The sequence below is a fragment of the Providencia sp. PROV040 genome, assembly GCF_032706145.1.
Lineage (GTDB): Bacteria > Pseudomonadota > Gammaproteobacteria > Enterobacterales > Enterobacteriaceae > Providencia > Providencia hangzhouensis.
On record NZ_CP120530.1, the window covers coordinates 2,029,821 to 2,046,529 of the forward strand.

The 16,709-nt window shown below is 41.7% G+C and carries 13 protein-coding genes; 8 read left to right on the top strand and 5 right to left on the bottom strand.

What is annotated here, in order from left to right:
- The first annotated feature begins 9 nt into the window (after nucleotides 1-9).
- The 6 genes from P3L40_RS09290 to menE all read left to right on the top strand — a co-directional run bounded on the left by P3L40_RS09290 (nucleotide 10) and on the right by menE (nucleotide 7,139).
- Nucleotides 10-1,344 (top strand): isochorismate synthase, encoded by a 1,335-nt coding sequence (locus P3L40_RS09290; protein ID WP_196732105.1) that lies wholly within the window; start codon nucleotides 10-12, stop codon nucleotides 1,342-1,344.
- Nucleotides 1,345-1,463: 119 nt separating this feature from the next.
- Complete coding sequence (gene menD, locus P3L40_RS09295) at nucleotides 1,464-3,137, top strand: 2-succinyl-5-enolpyruvyl-6-hydroxy-3-cyclohexene-1-carboxylic-acid synthase (RefSeq protein WP_094962300.1); 1,674 nt, start codon at nucleotides 1,464-1,466, stop codon at nucleotides 3,135-3,137.
- Nucleotides 3,137-3,901: a 2-succinyl-6-hydroxy-2,4-cyclohexadiene-1-carboxylate synthase gene (menH, locus tag P3L40_RS09300; protein ID WP_196732103.1), complete on the top strand. Its 765-nt coding sequence runs from the start codon at nucleotides 3,137-3,139 to the stop codon at nucleotides 3,899-3,901. The genes menD and menH overlap by 1 nt, the downstream gene beginning before the upstream one ends.
- 12 nt (nucleotides 3,902-3,913) lie before the next feature.
- On the top strand, nucleotides 3,914-4,771 hold the full coding sequence (gene menB, locus P3L40_RS09305) for a 1,4-dihydroxy-2-naphthoyl-CoA synthase (RefSeq protein ID WP_004259866.1): 858 nt from the start codon (nucleotides 3,914-3,916) through the stop codon (nucleotides 4,769-4,771).
- Nucleotides 4,771-5,742 carry an o-succinylbenzoate synthase gene (gene menC, locus P3L40_RS09310; protein ID WP_004259867.1) on the top strand — a complete coding sequence of 324 codons (972 nt, stop codon included), beginning with the start codon at nucleotides 4,771-4,773 and terminating at the stop codon, nucleotides 5,740-5,742. The genes menB and menC overlap by 1 nt, the downstream gene beginning before the upstream one ends.
- On the top strand, nucleotides 5,730-7,139 hold the full coding sequence (menE, locus tag P3L40_RS09315) for an o-succinylbenzoate--CoA ligase (protein WP_210853217.1): 1,410 nt from the start codon (nucleotides 5,730-5,732) through the stop codon (nucleotides 7,137-7,139). The genes menC and menE overlap by 13 nt, the downstream gene beginning before the upstream one ends.
- 44 nt (nucleotides 7,140-7,183) lie before the next feature.
- On the opposite strand, the gene P3L40_RS09320 is transcribed toward menE, so the two are convergent.
- Complete coding sequence (locus tag P3L40_RS09320; protein ID WP_004259872.1) at nucleotides 7,184-8,623, bottom strand: catalase; 1,440 nt, start codon at nucleotides 8,621-8,623, stop codon at nucleotides 7,184-7,186.
- Nucleotides 8,624-8,958: 335 nt separating this feature from the next.
- Between P3L40_RS09320 and P3L40_RS09325 the strand changes: the two genes are divergently transcribed.
- The gene (locus P3L40_RS09325; RefSeq protein WP_096864878.1) at nucleotides 8,959-9,501 is read left to right on the top strand and encodes a YfaZ family outer membrane protein; all 543 of its coding nucleotides are present in this window, start codon (nucleotides 8,959-8,961) and stop codon (nucleotides 9,499-9,501) included.
- A gap of 139 nt (nucleotides 9,502-9,640) precedes the next feature.
- Here the strand turns inward: P3L40_RS09325 and tyrP are convergent, their stop codons facing one another.
- The gene (gene tyrP, locus P3L40_RS09330) at nucleotides 9,641-10,849 is read right to left on the bottom strand and encodes a tyrosine transporter TyrP (RefSeq protein WP_036958089.1); all 1,209 of its coding nucleotides are present in this window, start codon (nucleotides 10,847-10,849) and stop codon (nucleotides 9,641-9,643) included.
- Nucleotides 10,850-11,268: 419 nt separating this feature from the next.
- Here tyrP and P3L40_RS09335 point away from each other — a divergent pair, with 419 nt between their 5' ends.
- Nucleotides 11,269-12,609, top strand: a complete 1,341-nt coding sequence (locus P3L40_RS09335; RefSeq protein WP_096864880.1) for an anaerobic C4-dicarboxylate transporter — start codon at nucleotides 11,269-11,271, stop codon at nucleotides 12,607-12,609.
- A 72-nt stretch (nucleotides 12,610-12,681) separates the two neighbouring features.
- Here P3L40_RS09335 and yfaE read toward each other — a convergent pair whose 3' ends face one another.
- From yfaE to nrdA, 3 genes are read right to left on the bottom strand one after another with little or no spacing between them, the layout of a single operon-like run.
- Nucleotides 12,682-12,945: a class I ribonucleotide reductase maintenance protein YfaE gene (gene yfaE, locus P3L40_RS09340; protein ID WP_004259896.1), complete on the bottom strand. Its 264-nt coding sequence runs from the start codon at nucleotides 12,943-12,945 to the stop codon at nucleotides 12,682-12,684.
- Between the two features lie 2 nt (nucleotides 12,946-12,947).
- Nucleotides 12,948-14,084 carry a class Ia ribonucleoside-diphosphate reductase subunit beta gene (gene nrdB, locus P3L40_RS09345; protein WP_004259897.1) on the bottom strand — a complete coding sequence of 379 codons (1,137 nt, stop codon included), beginning with the start codon at nucleotides 14,082-14,084 and terminating at the stop codon, nucleotides 12,948-12,950.
- Nucleotides 14,085-14,095: 11 nt separating this feature from the next.
- Complete coding sequence (nrdA, locus tag P3L40_RS09350; RefSeq protein ID WP_004259904.1) at nucleotides 14,096-16,387, bottom strand: class 1a ribonucleoside-diphosphate reductase subunit alpha; 2,292 nt, start codon at nucleotides 16,385-16,387, stop codon at nucleotides 14,096-14,098.
- Nucleotides 16,388-16,709 lie beyond the last annotated feature (322 nt).

A 16,709-nucleotide genomic window follows, 5' to 3' on the forward strand; every position in this document is an offset into this window, starting at 1 on the left:
GAATCTAAAGTGAACTATAAAAAAATTGATCAACTGATAACTGAAATTTTGGATCATTTGTCTACATTGACACTAAAAAACCAAGAGTTTATTCGTTTTGTTTGGCAATTGGATGCGCAGACCGCTTTCCCTGGTCTTTCATGGCTATCAGTGCAAGAAAGCTACCCTCAATTTTACTGGTATCAACGGACGGGAGCTGAAGAATGTAGTGCTCTTGGCATGGTGAAATCTTTTGATTCGATAGATAAGGCTCAAGCTTTTTTATCGCAATACCCTGATATACCAGAAATGCGCCTATGGGGGCTTAATGGGTGGAATGCCGTCGGGGATGGGATCCCTGACGAGATAAAACGTCAAGCAACATTTTGTTTTTTACCTCGTATTGAAATTCATCGATTACGTTCAACGATTAACGTTAGTATCAATATAGAAGGTGAAGAAGATCGCTTAAATGCCATTCATCTTTTACAGCAATTAAAACCCGCTTCTCAAGTGACATTGGCACTGAATGCGGATATTACTGCGCAAGAACATATTCCTACTCATGATGAATGGTGCCGTTTATTAAATTGCGCTATTGATGATATGAAGTCAGGGAAAATGGAAAAAGTGGTTATGGCAAGGGAAACAAAACTCACCCTGTCTAGACCCATTGCGGTTGCTGAGTTTTTAGCACAAAGCCAGCAAGTGAATCATCATTGCTACCATTTTATGATGGCCTTCAACGCGCATTCTGGTTTTATTTCTTCAACCCCCGAGCGTTTATATTTACGTCAAGATGGCCAATTAAATTCTGAGGCCTTAGCGGGAACCGTCGCTAATGACCCTGATGATGCAGTCGCAGCAGAGTACGCTAAATGGTTGATGGAAGATAAAAAAAACCAACATGAAAACTTAGTGGTTGTTGATGATATTTGTCAACAATTGCAAGGGGCGGTGACTGGGGTAGATGTGTCTTCAGCAAAAGTTATTCGTTTAAGAAAAATTCAACACCTTTATCGTTCAATTGTTGCAACGCTAATCACCCCTTCTGATAGCGATTGTTTACAACGCCTCCAACCTACCGCTGCCGTGTGTGGTTTGCCACGAAAAGTCGCTCGGCAATTTTTAGCCAAAAATGAACCTTTTTCTCGCGGCTGGTATGCAGGAACGGGTGGTTTTATGAGCTTAAATAAAAGTGAATTCGCGGTATCTCTACGTTGTGCGCAAATAGAGGGTGCACAGGTCTCATTATATTCAGGCGCTGGCATTGTCAGTGGCTCAGACCCAGAGCAAGAGTGGATAGAAATTGAAAATAAAGCGGCTGGGCTAAAGTCTTTATTTGAAAATAACGAAAAACCATAAAATAAAAATGGTTATTTTCTTTTTTATTTCAATTAGTTCATCAAAAATTGTCCTGAGATCAAGAAATTTATTTCAGCCAGTCTAAACTAATTGATAACTAATAATTTGCTGAGCATATTATGTCGAATTCTGCTTTTAACCTCCGTTGGGCTGAAGTGATTATCGAAGCACTGTCTCGCCACGGAATGAAACACATCTGTATTGCGCCTGGTTCGCGCTCAACACCCTTGACCCTTGCGGCGATTAACCATGGTAAATTGCATTGCCATACGCATTTCGATGAGCGTGGTTTAGGGCACCTAGCCCTAGGTTTAGCAAAAGCCAGCCATGAGCCTGTAGGGGTTATCGTTACCTCTGGTACAGCTGTTGCAAACCTTTACCCTTCATTAATTGAAGCCGGTTTAACAGGGGAAAAGGTGATTTTTCTTACCGCTGACAGACCGCCAGAATTGATTGATTGCGGTGCTAATCAAGCTATTAGGCAAACACATATTTTTGCGTCTCACCCCTCTCAATCATTAATGTTGCCAAGGCCGACGCAAGATATTTCAGCGAAATGGTTGGTCACCGCGATTGATAATGGCATGAACCAGTTACACCATGGTGCCTTTCATATTAATTGTCCATTTGCAGAGCCACTATATGGTGAAATGGATGGGGAATATGAGTGGCAGCAAACACTTGGAGAATGGTGGAATTCTTCTCACCCGTGGTTAACGGAGCCATTAACCCATTCCGTCGCATTGGTTGCGGATTGGTATTTTTGGCGTCAGAAAAAAGGCGTTGTGATTGCAGGGCGAATGACAGCGAGTGAAGGGGAGTTAGTTGCAAAATGGGCACAGGAACTTGGATGGCCAGTACTCGGTGATGTGCTGTCTCAAACCGGACAACCTTTTCCATGTGCCGACTTATGGCTACAACATCCAGAAACTCAGTCTATTTTAAAAGATGCGGAATTAGTCGTTCAGTTTGGTTCAAGCTTAACGGGAAAACGGCTCTTACAATGGCAAGCCAATTGTGAGCCGCAAGAGTATTGGATTATCGACTCAATACCTCAGCGGTTAGACCCAGCCAATCATAAGGGAAGAAAATTAACCTGTTCAATCAAGGGTTGGCTAGATAACCATCCTGCACAGCCGAGAAGCTTGTGGTGTGAGTCGCTGCCCACTTTAGTGCAAAAAACTCAACACCATGTGCGCCAACGCTTACAAGCGCAGTTTTCAGAAGCCGCAGTTGCACACCAATTACCTGAACTGCTGCCTCCACGAGGCCAACTATTTGTTGGCAACAGCTTAATTGTCCGTTTGGTAGATGCACTAGCACAACTTCCATTGGGCTATCCTGTTTATAGTAACCGGGGCGCGAGTGGTATTGATGGTTTGATTTCTACCATGGCAGGTGTTCAGCGGGCAACAGCACGGCCAACATTGGCTATTGTTGGGGATATTTCTGCACTATATGACTTGAATAGTTTGGCTTTGTTGCGTGAGCCCTCAGCGCCCACCGTTCTGATCGTGGTGAATAACAATGGTGGGCAAATTTTTTCTATGTTACCTACACCAGACGAAGCAAGACAAAACTATTACTGTATGCCGCAAAATGTCAGTTTCGAGCCCGCGGCGAAAATGTTTGGTTTACAATATTGTACGCCGACAGACTGGACAACACTAAAAAATACCGTTCAACAATTTTGGCGCCGTCAACAGGGCACATTGCTGGTGGAATTGCAGGTGGCAAGTGATGAAGGCGCCCGTACGTTAAAACAACTATTGAATGAAGTTGTGGAACTGTAATGTTATCTGCCCATAGACATAATTCAGTCTCATCTGCTCCTTGGGTCATCTGGCTGCATGGCTTGTTAGGTAGTGCCGATGACTGGCTACCAGTGATTGAACAAACACGTGCTTTTCCATCGTTAGCGGTGGATTTACCAGGGCATGGCGGTTCTCACTCAGAGCCATGCCAAGGTTTTTCACATTTTGATCAACAACTCAGCGCTCTTTTACATTATCATCAAATTAATGAATACTACTTGGTTGGCTATTCACTCGGTGCTCGGTTAGCGATGCATTTTGCCTGTCACTATCAGCCTAACGGATTATTAGGTTTAGTGATTGAGGGGGGCAATATGGGATTAGTCAATGAACAAGAACGAGTTGCTCGGGCGGCTAATGATAAGGCATGGGCACAACGTTTTCGTTCAGAACCCATCGAAGAAGTGTTAGATGATTGGTATCAACAAGCTGTATTTGCTGATTTGTCGACCACTCAGCGCCAACATTTAATTCAGTTACGTCGGCAAAATAACCCGCACAGTATTGCTGCTATGCTAGAAAATACATCATTAGCAAAGCAACCTTTCTTGGCGGACAAATTGCATCAATTGACCTGTCCTTATCGTTATTTTTGTGGCGAAAAGGATAAAAAGTTTCGAAGCGTTTCGCAACAATATGAATTGCCGTTAACGCTAATTGAAAATGCAGGGCATAATGCGCATCGGGAAAACCCAATGGGCTTTGCAGCTGCACTACACCATTTTTTATCACACTGTGGTTAAAGGAATCTGATAATGATTTATCCAAGCGAAGAAAAATTATACGCACCAATTGAATGGCAAGATTGCTCTACAGGGTTTGAAGATATTCGCTATCATAAATCTCCGGAAGGGATTGCAAAAATTACGATTAATCGCCCAGAAGTGCGTAATGCTTTTCGTCCACAAACCGTGAAAGAAATGATCCAAGCTCTATCTGATGCACGCTATGATGACCAAGTTGGAACTATCATTTTAACGGGTGAAGGTGAAAAAGCATTTTGTGCCGGTGGTGACCAAAAAATTCGTGGCGACTACGGCGGGTATCGTGACGAAAGTGGTACTCATCACTTAAATGTATTAGATTTTCAACGTCAAATTCGTACTTGTCCAAAACCTGTGGTGGCAATGGTCGCCGGTTTCTCTATCGGTGGTGGTCATGTGTTACATATGATGTGTGACCTGACTATTGCTGCAGATAACGCAATCTTTGGCCAAACCGGTCCAAAAGTTGGCTCATTTGATGGTGGCTGGGGTGCGTCTTATATGGCACGTATCGTAGGGCAAAAGAAAGCACGCGAAATTTGGTTCCTATGCCGCCAGTATAATGCACAAGAAGCGTTGGATATGGGGCTGGTTAATACTGTCGTTCCTTATGCTGACTTAGAAAAAGAGACTGTGCGTTGGTGTCGTGAAATGCTAGAGAACAGCCCAATGGCATTACGTTGCTTGAAAGCCGCCTTGAATGCAGATTGTGATGGTCAGGCTGGCCTGCAAGAGCTCGCAGGTAATGCCACTATGTTGTTCTATATGACAGATGAAGGGCAAGAAGGCCGTAACGCCTTTAATGAAAAACGTGCTCCAGACTTCTCTAAATATAAGCGTAATCCATAATGCGTAAAGCCCGTATTTATTCGTTCAGCCTGCCGATGGAGGCAGGCGTTATCCTTCGCTATCAGCGACTAAAAACGCGTGATGGGCTTTTAGTCTGTTTACAAGATGGGGATAATGAAGGTTGGGGAGAAATTTCGCCTCTACCTGAATTCAGTCGTGAAACATTAGAAGAAGCAACCGCAGAAACTATTAAGCGACTGAATGAATGGGTGAAAGAAGGCAAAATTTCTAATAGTTTATTACCCTCTGTGGCTTTTGGGTGCAGCTGCGCTCTAGCGGAGCTGGCAGGGGAGCTTCCTGAACAAGCGGATTACCGCAAAGCGCCTTTATGTAGTGGTGATCCTGACGATTTAATCTTAAGCCTTGATGCAATGGAAGGTGAGAAAGTCGCTAAGGTTAAAGTCGGTCTATATGAAGCGGTACGTGATGGTATGGTGGTTAACCTGTTACTAGAGGCAGTTCCAGAACTGAAACTGCGTTTGGATGCGAATCGCAGTTGGACCCGAACAAAAGCCGACGGTTTTGCTAAATATGTTAATCCAGACTACCGTAGTCGTATTGCGTTTTTAGAGGAGCCGTGTAAGACCCGTGAAGAGTCACTGCAATTTGCAGCAGATACTGGCATTAGTATTGCTTGGGATGAAAGTGTACGTGAAGAAGGCTTTATGGTAGAAGCGCAGGAAGGGGTTTCTGCGATAGTCATTAAACCGACCCTGACAGGCAGCTTGTCATATTGCCGCTATTTAGTGGAAGAATCACATCGCTTAGGGTTACAAGCTGTGATTAGCTCATCCATTGAAAGTAGCTTTGGTTTAACACAACTTGCTCGTGTAGCGCATTGGCTAACGCCAAATACCATTCCAGGCTTAGACACGGTATCACTTATTCAATCTCAATTGGTACGGCCTTGGCCACAATGTGATATTCCGCTTCAGCAGCTAGATGATTTAACGCTTGTATGGCAGAGTTAGCACAATTTAAAGATTGGCCTTGGCAACACTGGGCCAATCTTCGTCCGAACTCAATCGCTCTAGTCACAGAGTCCCAAAGTATGACTTGGGAAAGTGTAAGCCAACAAATTACTGACCTTAGAACTTACTTTTTAATGCAAGGCGTAGAGCAGGGGCAGTGTATTGTTTTACATGGGAAAAATTCAGTTGAATTATTACTGAGTCAGCTGGCACTTATTGCTTGTGGGGCTCGTGTTTTACCATTAAATCCCCGCCTCCCAGAACGGTTGTTAGCAGAATTATTACCTCATCTTAATGTTAGCTCAGTTATTGATTTTACTGATGAATCAAATCTGTTAGCAAATTATCGTAATTTAGATTATCAACTTTATTACCATTTTATTCGTGATGAAGAGGTTGCTCCGGTTATTTTTCAAGAGGTTATTCAGCAGCCCGCTACGTTGATTTTAACATCGGGATCGACAGGCCTACCTAAAGCCGCTGTTCACAGTATCGCTGCGCACTTAAATAGTGCAGCAGGTGTTGTTAATCTGATGAATTACCAGCAAGGAGATTGTTGGTTACTATCGCTGCCGTTATTCCATGTATCTGGTCAGGGGATTGTTTGGCGCTGGCTTCTTAAAGGTGGCTCACTTGCGGTCAAAAATCTTCCTTTGGCTCAAGCATTGCATGAGGTCACTCATGCCTCTTTAGTTCCGACCCAGTTATGGCGTTTATTAAATGATAAATCAGTGACTAATATCGCATTGAAAGCCGTTTTATTGGGAGGAGCGAGTATCCCTTCAACCTTGACGGATCTGGCTCAACAGCATGGTATTGCTTGTTGGAGCGGCTATGGGATGACAGAAATGGCATCTACGGTTTGTGCGAAACGGGCAGACGGTAAAAAAGGTGTCGGTTTACCCTTAAAAGGCAAGCAAGTTCGTCTTGTGGATGATGAAATTCAAATTCAATCAGATAGTCAGGCTCTGGGTTATTGGTTTGATGGGCAACTTCACCCATTAAATTGCCTAGATAACTGGTTTAAAACTAACGATAAAGGGACTTTTATCGATGGGGAATATCAGATTATTGGTCGTCTAGACAACTTATTTATCAGTGGTGGGGAGTGCGTTCAACCCGAAGATATCGAATCAGTCATAAATTCACATCCTGATGTCAGCCAAAGTTTTATTATACCTATTGATGATGTGCAATTTGGGCAACGTCCTGTCGCGGTTATTGAAGCAAATGAGTCAGTGGATTTAAATCAGCTGGCGGATTGGTTAAAAGATAAACTCGCTCCATACCAATATCCTATGGCATTTTATTATTTAGACCCTGAATTGAAAGCAGGGGGAATAAAAGTGTCTAGGCAACAAGTGAAGAAGTGGTTGTTAGCGAGAATAAAAGAATAGGGCGAAATAGTGGCGGGGTTATCCCCACCACTTAATGACTTACACTATTTTAGTGCTTTTAACGCTTTTTCGACACCCGCACCGTATTCAGGGTGAACTTGTTTAAATAACTCGATTTGGCGCACTTGTGTGGCTTCAGTCGCGTCAATCAGTTCACCGGCAATACGTTTAAACATACGTTGGTGCTCGGCATCATCTAACAACTCATATAATGCACGTGGCTGGCTGAAATAATCTTGGTCTTCGCGGTGATCCCAATGGTCAGCAGCACCTTCAATAGATAATGGCGGTTCGCTAAAGTCCGGTTGTTCTTGGAATAATCCGGCTTCATTTGGCTCATAGGTCACATGGTTGCCGCTATTACCGTCAACGCGCATTGCCCCATCACGGTGGTAATTATGGAATGGGCAACGTGGGGCGTTTACTGGGATTTGGTGATGGTTGACACCAAGACGATAACGATGAGCATCGCCATAAGAGAACAGGCGGCCTTGTAACATTCTATCTGGCGAGAAACCAATACCCGGAACCACGTTAGCAGGGCTAAAAGCCGCTTGTTCTACGTCAGCAAAATAGTTGTCTGGATTACGATTAAGTTCAAAATAACCGACATCAATTAATGGATAATCTTTGTGTGGCCATACTTTGGTTAAGTCAAATGGGTTATAAGGAACTTGAGAAGCTTCTTTTTCTGGCATAATTTGCACTTGCAAATTCCAGCGTGGGAAATCCCCTTTCTCGATGGATTCAAACAGATCTCGCTGTGAACTTTCTCTATCTTTACCCACTAACTGCTCAGCCTGTTCATCAGACAGATTTTGAATACCTTGTTGGCAACGGAAATGGAATTTGACCCAGAAACGTTCATTGTTACTGTTGATGAAACTATATGTATGGCTACCAAAACCATGCATATGACGGTAACTTTGTGGGATACCACGGTCACTAGCATCAATGGTTAACTGGTGTAAAGATTCAGGTAATTGGGAGAAAAAGGCCCATTTATGTTCCATTGTACGCAGGTTAGAGCGAGGGTCACGTTTAACTACGTGGTTTAAATCAGGGAATTTTAATGGGTCACGGAAATAGAATACAGGGGTGTTGTTACCCACCATATCCCAGTTACCTTCTTCAGTATAAAACTTTAATGCGAAGCCACGAATATCACGTTCTGCGTCGGCAGCTCCACGTTCGCCTGCAACGGTAGAGAACCGAGCGAACATTTCTGTTTTTTTCCCTACTTCAGAGAAAATTTTTGCACGAGTATAGCGGCTAATATCATGGGTTACGGTAAAGGTACCGAAAGCACCAGAACCTTTTGCGTGCATACGTCTTTCAGGGATTACTTCACGGTCAAAATGGGCAAGTTTTTCTAAAAACCAAACATCCTGTAATAACATTGGGCCACGTTTACCCGCTGTCATGACATTATTATTATTGGCGACTGGGGCGCCTGAGGCGGTAGTAAGGCCTTTCTTTTTCATCACAATGCTCCTTTGTTTGGATTAAATGACTACACAAACCTAACTAATAAGTTAATATTTTGTAAAAAATAAAAAACACGACTACAATAAACTTGTAATTCAGTATAGTTATTATGGAATTGATTATCTAATTAATATAACCAATTACTGTGATTACAAGTAAAAAAATACGTATTTATCGCACTTTTTTGCACTAAAATTTTTGATGCGTGAAATTTTGTAATGAATAACGAGGGCTTTTATCGAGGCTATAGCGTAAATCTAGGTAAGAATGGCTGAAAATAGGGTGAGATTCGCGTAATATCCATAGGTAATAATATCAAGAGGATAAAATAATGCGCAAATTATTATTATTGGCAGCAGCGATGTCACCATTATTCGTAGGTACTGCACATGCAGTTTCAGTTAGTGCACAAGCAGGTGAACATTTTACTGAGCTGTCTGCAGGGTTAGGTAACCAAAATGCAGGATTGGCATTTAACGGCTCTTGGGCTCGTAGTGACCATGATGGGCAAATGGGTAGTATTGGTGCGACATTTGGCTTACCTATTGGGCCTTTTTCTGCATTTGTAGGGGGTAAAGGGCTATATCTATCACCTGATCACAATAGTAATGGTGCTGCATTAGCTGTTGGTGGTGGGTTAAATTGGCAGGCTTTGCCTTCACTCAATATTTACGGTGAAGCTTATGGTGCTCCAGAGCAACTGACTTCAGGCAGCAAATCGTACGTAGAAGCTAAAGCCGGTGCACGTTATACGGTATTTAAGCCTTTATCTATTGATGCGGGATATCGCTTAATTGAAATGAAAGGGACACATGGTCATAGTAGCGATAAAGTTGCTGATGGCTGGTATGTAGGGGCTGGCCTTTCATTCTAAGATTGTTGAAAGAATGATAAATTTTTTTGTTAAATTTATCATTTATTAGATTTAACCGTTTGAATCTCGAAAAAAACCGCCAAATACTACGTTTGGCGGTTTTTTTATGTCTTTAGAATATTATTAATAAGCGAATAGTTTAGCCGACGTTCGGTAAGAAGCCCGCAACAATTGAAAATTGGATAGCGATTACTGCCACACCACATGCCAACACTAAGGCTAAAATAGGTGTACCACCTTTAACTTGATACCCACCTTGAGATTCTAATTTACGTACACGTAATGTTAGCAATGCAGGAATAATCAGCGCTAAGACCGAGAGTGCAACAGCTGCATAAGTTAATGCTTGTACGAAACTACTAAAGAATAGGGCAGCCAATAATGGCGGAACAAAGGTGAGTAAGCCTGTTTGCACTCGACCGATAAAATGATTACTCCGTTTGAATAAGTCGGCGAGGTAATCAAATAAGCCTAATGCGACACCTAAGAAAGATGTGGCCAACGCTAAATCCATAAACAAGCTGACGGCGATATTAACGCGAGGTGTAGCGACAACATCGCGGATCGCGGTGAGTAACCCATTTAGACCTGATTCCTGCGCTAGTATTCCGAGAAAAGTATGTGATGGAATAGACCCTAACGTCGCAATCTGCCATAGAATATAAGCAACTAAAGGAATTGCGCTTCCGGTAATGAAAATCATACGTAATTTACGTACATCCCCATTCATATAGTTAACTAAACTTGGGACGCTGCCATGGAAACCAAAAGAGGTAAAAATAACGGGTACTGCGGCAAGGATAAGGCCTTTTTCAATTGGCATGGTGCTTAAGTTTACGGCTTCCGCGTGTGGCATCATTACAACTAACATGATGACTAAAAAAATCGTTTTTGCTGTGAATAAAATTCGGTTAATAAAATCGACGGAATGCGTACCAATACAGACAACTGCACCACCAATAATAGTAAATGCAATAATGGCAGTGTCAGTTGAAATTTTAAAGCCCCACCATGAAGACAGACTATCTGAAATTAATACGCCAGCTCCACCGATATAAGCGGTTGTTAATGCGTACATTAATAGCAGCATACTTAGCCCAGTCACTATCTGGCCAATTGGGCCAAGATATTTTTTAGCAACGGAGCCTAAGCCCATATTTGCAGGGTTATGCTGATACACTTCAACTAACAGTAATGAGGTATAGCTCATTAACATCCATAATCCAACAAGCAAACAAACGATGCCTGTGAAACCGACTCCTGCAGCGGCAAGTGGCATTGCCAACATCCCTGCACCTATTGTTGTCCCTGCAACGATTAACACACTGCCAAGCGTACGATTCTTCACAAGTTCCTCTAATTGAATTTGAATAATTAATAAGTGATGCAGATTATGCGATTGCAAGTTCGCTGTCAAATGTAAATTACAGTGAGTGTAATATTAAGTTTACACTAATAATCAAGTAGATAGAGAGACTCAAGACAATGAGCAGAGTTAATAAAGTAAAGAAAAAATGATGATTTAAAGTGACTAAAGGTAAATTTAAATGGAGTGAGTTGTTAAAATTGGTGTAGTAGTTGATTGATTTTTATCAAAATGGTAGGTAACGGAATAGTATGTCAGTTACTTAATTAAAATTATGTGATGAGGTCAAAATAAAAGCATAAAAAATAAAACTAAATTGATTTTGAAGTTATCATAAATCAAATTAATGCTTGAAAATCATCCCGATAATATATGTAAACATATATATAAAGGATGGAACTATGGACTTTATGATTCAACTCGCCATTATCCTTGTTTGCTTATTCTATGGAGCAAAAAAAGGGGGAATGGCACTCGGGCTATTAGGTGGTGTTGGTCTAGTTATCTTAGTTTTTGGCTTTGGTTTACCGCCTGGAAAACCGCCTGTTGATGTAATGCTTGTTATCATTGCTGTTGTTGCCGCATCAGCAACGTTACAAGCATCAGGCGGTTTGGATGTCATGCTGCAAATTGCAGAACGACTACTGCGGAAAAACCCTAAGTACATTTCTATTGTGGCACCTTTTGTGACATGTATCTTAACCATTTTGTGTGGTACAGGGCATGTGGTGTATACAATTTTACCTATCATTTACGATGCGGCGATTAAAAATAATATTCGCCCTGAAAGGCCAATGGCTGCGAGTAGTATTGGCGCGCAAATGGGGATTATCGCTAGCCCAGTTTCAGTTGCCGTTGTTTCATTAGTCGCAATGCTAAATGGTGTGACAATCAATGGTAAGTCACTGGAATTTTTGGATTTATTAGCAATTACTATTCCATCAACATTAATTGGTATTTTAGCTATTGGTATTTTCAGTTGGTTTAGAGGTAAAGATCTCGATAAAGACCCTGTATTCCAAGAGTTTATCTCAGTCCCTGAAAACCATGATTATGTCTATGGTGACAGTGTGACACTGCTAAATACCAAATTACCGAAAATTAATTGGGTCGCGATGTGGATTTTTTTAGCTTCCATCGCAGTTGTGGCATTACTTGGCGCATTTTCTGAACTTAGACCGCTAGTTAACGGTAAGCCACTATCCATGGTTTTAGTCATCCAGATGTTTATGTTATTAGCAGGTGCGCTAATTATCATTATTTGTAAGACTAATCCAGGACAAATTTCAAAGAATGAAGTATTCCGTTCAGGGATGATTGCGATTGTTGCAGTATATGGTATCGCATGGATGGCAGAAACCATGTTCGGTGCTCATATGGATGAAATTAAAGGAACTTTAGGTTCTTTAGTGAAAGATTTCCCTTGGGCTTATGCAGTTATCTTATTATTAGTCTCTAAGTTTGTTAACTCACAAGCAGCTGCTCTGGCCGCTGTAGTACCAATTGCACTAGGGATTGGTGTTGACCCGGCTTATATTATCGCTTCTGCGCCTGCGTGTTATGGGTATTACATTTTACCAACTTACCCGAGTGACCTTGCGGCAATTCAATTTGACCGTTCTGGAACAACGCGTATTGGTAAATTTGTTATCAACCACAGCTTCATTCTACCGGGGTTAATTGGGGTGGGTGTTTCTTGTGTATTTGGTTGGATATTTGCGGGATTATATGGTTATTTATAATCAATAAAGCAAGTGAATAAAAAGTGATTGCACAGGTAACTGATAGACAGCTGTGCAATCACCTATTTTAGATTAACCAATTTCAATATCTGAAAGTGGATGACAGCAACAAGGCAGAATTTCTCCATCTTGCACAAATGCAATAGGTTTTTGCTTATAGCCCACTTTCCCATGTAATAACGTCACTCGGCATGAACCGCAGTAGCCTTCACGGCATTGATATTCTACAGGAATACGGCTGTCTTCTAAGGCTTCCAACAAACACGAATGGACTTCAGTATGGAAGGGGACTTGAACACCCTGCGTTAACCGCAGGGTGATTTTATGGCTTGCCATGCTTATAGTTCGAAGTCGCTCAAATCGTCGGTATCGACTTGAGAGTCAATTTGGCCGACTAAATAAGAACTGACTTCAACCTCTTGAGGCGCAACTTGTACGTTGTCAGACACCAACCATGCGTTGATCCATGGAATTGGGTTTGAACGCGTTTCAAATGGCAATTTCAGACCGACAGCTTGCATGCGAATATTAGTAATATATTCAACATATTGGCATAAAATATCTTTATTTAAACCAATCATAGAGCCTTCGCTGAATAGGTAGTCAGCCCACTCTTTCTCTTGCTCTGCCGCTTGAACGAATAAGTCATAACATTCTTGCTCGCACTCTGCCGCGATTTCTGCCATTTCTGGGTCATCTTGCCCCGAACGTAACAGGTTCAACATGTGTTGTGTACCAGTTAAGTGCAGTGCTTCATCACGTGCGATCAGTTTGATGATTTTAGCATTTCCTTCCATTAGCTCGCGTTCAGCAAACGCAAATGAACAAGCGAAGCTAACATAGAAACGAATTGCTTCGAGCGCATTAACGCTCATTAGGCACAGGTACAGCTGCTTCTTCAACTGACGCAAAGAAACAGTAACTTGCTTACCGTTGCAAGTATGCGTGCCTTCACCAAACATATGATAGTAATTGGTCATTTCGATCAGGTCATCGTAAAAACCAGAAATATCTTTAGCACGTTTTAAAATTTCTTCATTTTCAACGATATCGTCAAAAATAATGGCAGGGTCATTCACAATATTACGAATAATATGTGTATACGAACGTGAGTGGATAGTTTCAGAAAACGCCCACGTTTCAACCCAAGTTTCCAGTTCAGGAATCGAAATCAGTGGCAATAATGCCACATTAGGGCTGCGGCCCTGAATAGAGTCCAGCAGCGTTTGGTATTTCAGATTACTGATAAAGATATGCTTTTCGTGATCTGGCAGCGCATTATAGTCAATACGGTCGCGAGAGACATCAACCTCTTCAGGGCGCCAGAAAAACGACAGTTGTTTTTCAATCAGCTTTTCAAAAATAGGGTACTTTTGCTGATCATAACGCGCCACGTTAACAGGCTGGCCGAAAAACATCGGCTCCAGCATTTGGTCATTTTTTTTCTGTGAAAACGTTGTATATGTGTGTGACATAACAATTCCTATTAAATTTTACACGCGCCGCCTTCGCAATCGGAATCCGCTGACTCAACAACTTCTTCCAGATCGCCCTGAACATCTTCCGCCCCATCGCGAGTGTTATGATAGTAAAGTGTTTTCACACCAAACTTATAGGCGAGCAATAAATCTTTTAGCAATTGGTTCATTGGTACTTTACCGCTCTCAAAACGAGTTGGGTCATAGTTTGTGTTAGCAGAAATCGACTGGTCGATAAATTTCTGCATGATACCAACGAGTTGTAAGTAGCCACTATTTGAAGGCATTTGCCACAGTAGCTCATAAGCACCTTTCAGATTTTCGTAATCAGGCACCACTTGGCGCAAGATACCATCTTTAGAGGCTTTAATACTGATATAACCACGCGGTGGTTCAATACCATTGGTTGCGTTAGAAATCTGTGATGATGTCTCTGAAGGCATCAATGCAGACAGTGTCGAGTTACGCAGACCATGTTGTTTAATTTCTTGGCGTAACGCTTCCCAATCGTAATGCAAAGGTTCATTAGTTAACTTATCGAGCTCTTTTTTATAGGTATCGATAGGTAAAACGCCTTGTGCATAAGTTGTTTCATTGAACCATGGGCAAGCACCTTGCTCTTTTGCTAACTCATTCGAGGCTTTTAATAGATAATACTGAATGGCTTCGAATGTTTTATGCGTTAAGTTGTTTGCACTGCCATCAGAATAACGAACGCCGTGCTTCGCGAGATAATAAGCGTAGTTAATCACGCCAATACCTAATGTACGACGGCCCATTGAGCCTTGTTTAGCCGCAATGATTGGGTAATCTTGGTAATCAAGTAGCGCATCGAGTGCACGAACAGCTAATATTGCTAGCTCTTCTAATTCATCTAGACTATCAATCGCCCCTAAGTTAAATGCCGATAATGTACACAGCGCAATTTCACCATTTTCGTCATTTATATTATTTAATGGCTTAGTTGGCAGCGCAATTTCTAAACATAAGTTCGATTGACGAACAGGCGCAATCTGCGGGTCAAATGGGCTATGTGTATTACAGTGGTCAACGTTTTGAATATAAATACGGCCAGTAGACGCACGCTCTTGCATCATTAATGAAAATAGCTCAACCGCTTTAACGCTCGATTTACGAATATTTTCATCTTGCTCATATTTCACATATAGACGTTCAAATTCGTCTTGATCTGCGAAAAAGGCGTCATAAAGACCCGGAACGTCCGATGGGCTGAATAATGTAATGTCTTGGTTTTTAATCAGACGCTCATACATTAACTTGTTTAATTGCACACCGTAATCCATATGGCGAACACGGTTACCTTCAACCCCACGGTTATTCTTTAGAACCAGTAAGCTTTCTACTTCAAGGTGCCAAATAGGGTAGAACAAGGTTGCAGCGCCACCACGAACACCACCTTGCGAACAAGATTTAACCGCAGTTTGGAAGTGTTTATAGAATGGAATACAACCTGTATGGAAAGCTTCTCCACCACGAATTGGGCTGCCTAATGCACGGATACGGCCTGCATTCACCCCAATCCCTGCACGTTGTGAGACATATTTCACAATTGCGCTTGAGGTTGCATTGATAGAATCCAAGCTGTCACCACACTCAATCAGTACGCAAGAGCTGAATTGACGTGTAGGCGTACGTACCCCCGCCATAATCGGCGTAGGTAATGAAATTTTGAATGTTGAAACGGCATCATAGAAACGACGGATATAATCGAGGCGTGTTTCTTTTGGATAATGTGAAAATAGGCAAGCTGCAACTAAAATATATAAAAACTGTGCGCTTTCATAGATTTCACCCGTTACACGGTTTTGAACTAAATATTTCCCTTCAAGCTGTTTTACAGCCGCATAGGAGAAGTTCATATCACGCCAATGATCAATAAAGCTATCCATTTGCTCGAACTCTGCTTCAGAGTAGTCTTCCAGCAAATGCTTGTCATATTTCCCCATTTCAACGAGGTGTTTAACATGCTTATATAATGCAGGCGGTTCAAACTGGCCATAGGCTTTCTTGCGTAAGTTAAAAATAGCAAGACGCGCAGCTAGGTATTGGTAATCAGGTGTATCACCCGTAATTAAATCTGCTGCTGCTTTGATCATCGTTTCGTGAATATCAGAAGTTCTGATCCCATCATAAAACTGAATCTGTGAACGTAACTCCACTTGAGAAACGGATACGTTACTTAGGCCTTCAGCAGCCCAGGTGATTACCTTGTGGATTTTATCAAGATCAATGCGTTCTTTATGTCCATCACGCTTTGTGACTAACAGACTCTGGTTCATGAGCAAGTACACCTTGGTTGAACTACAAATAGTTTAAAATAAACATAAAAAAGCTCATGGTGTAATGCCATGAGACTAGTTGTATTATGTTTTGTTATACCACTATATGTAGTAGTTTGTTTAGAATACCATAACAAGATAATGTTAATATGTGATTTTATCAAGTGAACAAATTAGAGGGATCTTGTGGATAACTGGTTGGATAAGAAAAGTGATCATGTCGGTAAGCTGCATGGTAAAAGGCATTAATAAAAAAAATGCTTCCGACATGAGGACTAAAATAAATTTTGTAAAATGCGATCGTTTGCTGCTTTCTTAAACG

What these genes read in the sequence shown, in the direction of transcription:
- menD (WP_094962300.1), top strand. Translation starts at nt 1,464, where the DNA reads ATGTCGAATTCTGCTTTTAACCTCCGTTGGGCTGAAGTGATTATCGAA.
- menH (WP_196732103.1), top strand. Translation starts at nt 3,137, where the DNA reads ATGTTATCTGCCCATAGACATAATTCAGTCTCATCTGCTCCTTGGGTC.
- menB (WP_004259866.1), top strand. Translation starts at nt 3,914, where the DNA reads ATGATTTATCCAAGCGAAGAAAAATTATACGCACCAATTGAATGGCAA.
- menC (WP_004259867.1), top strand. Translation starts at nt 4,771, where the DNA reads ATGCGTAAAGCCCGTATTTATTCGTTCAGCCTGCCGATGGAGGCAGGC.
- menE (WP_210853217.1), top strand. Translation starts at nt 5,730, where the DNA reads ATGGCAGAGTTAGCACAATTTAAAGATTGGCCTTGGCAACACTGGGCC.
- P3L40_RS09320 (WP_004259872.1), bottom strand. Translation starts at nt 8,623, where the DNA reads ATGAAAAAGAAAGGCCTTACTACCGCCTCAGGCGCCCCAGTCGCCAAT.
- P3L40_RS09325 (WP_096864878.1), top strand. Translation starts at nt 8,959, where the DNA reads ATGCGCAAATTATTATTATTGGCAGCAGCGATGTCACCATTATTCGTA.
- P3L40_RS09335 (WP_096864880.1), top strand. Translation starts at nt 11,269, where the DNA reads ATGGACTTTATGATTCAACTCGCCATTATCCTTGTTTGCTTATTCTAT.
- yfaE (WP_004259896.1), bottom strand. Translation starts at nt 12,945, where the DNA reads ATGGCAAGCCATAAAATCACCCTGCGGTTAACGCAGGGTGTTCAAGTC.
- nrdB (WP_004259897.1), bottom strand. Translation starts at nt 14,084, where the DNA reads ATGTCACACACATATACAACGTTTTCACAGAAAAAAAATGACCAAATG.
- nrdA (WP_004259904.1), bottom strand. Translation starts at nt 16,387, where the DNA reads ATGAACCAGAGTCTGTTAGTCACAAAGCGTGATGGACATAAAGAACGC.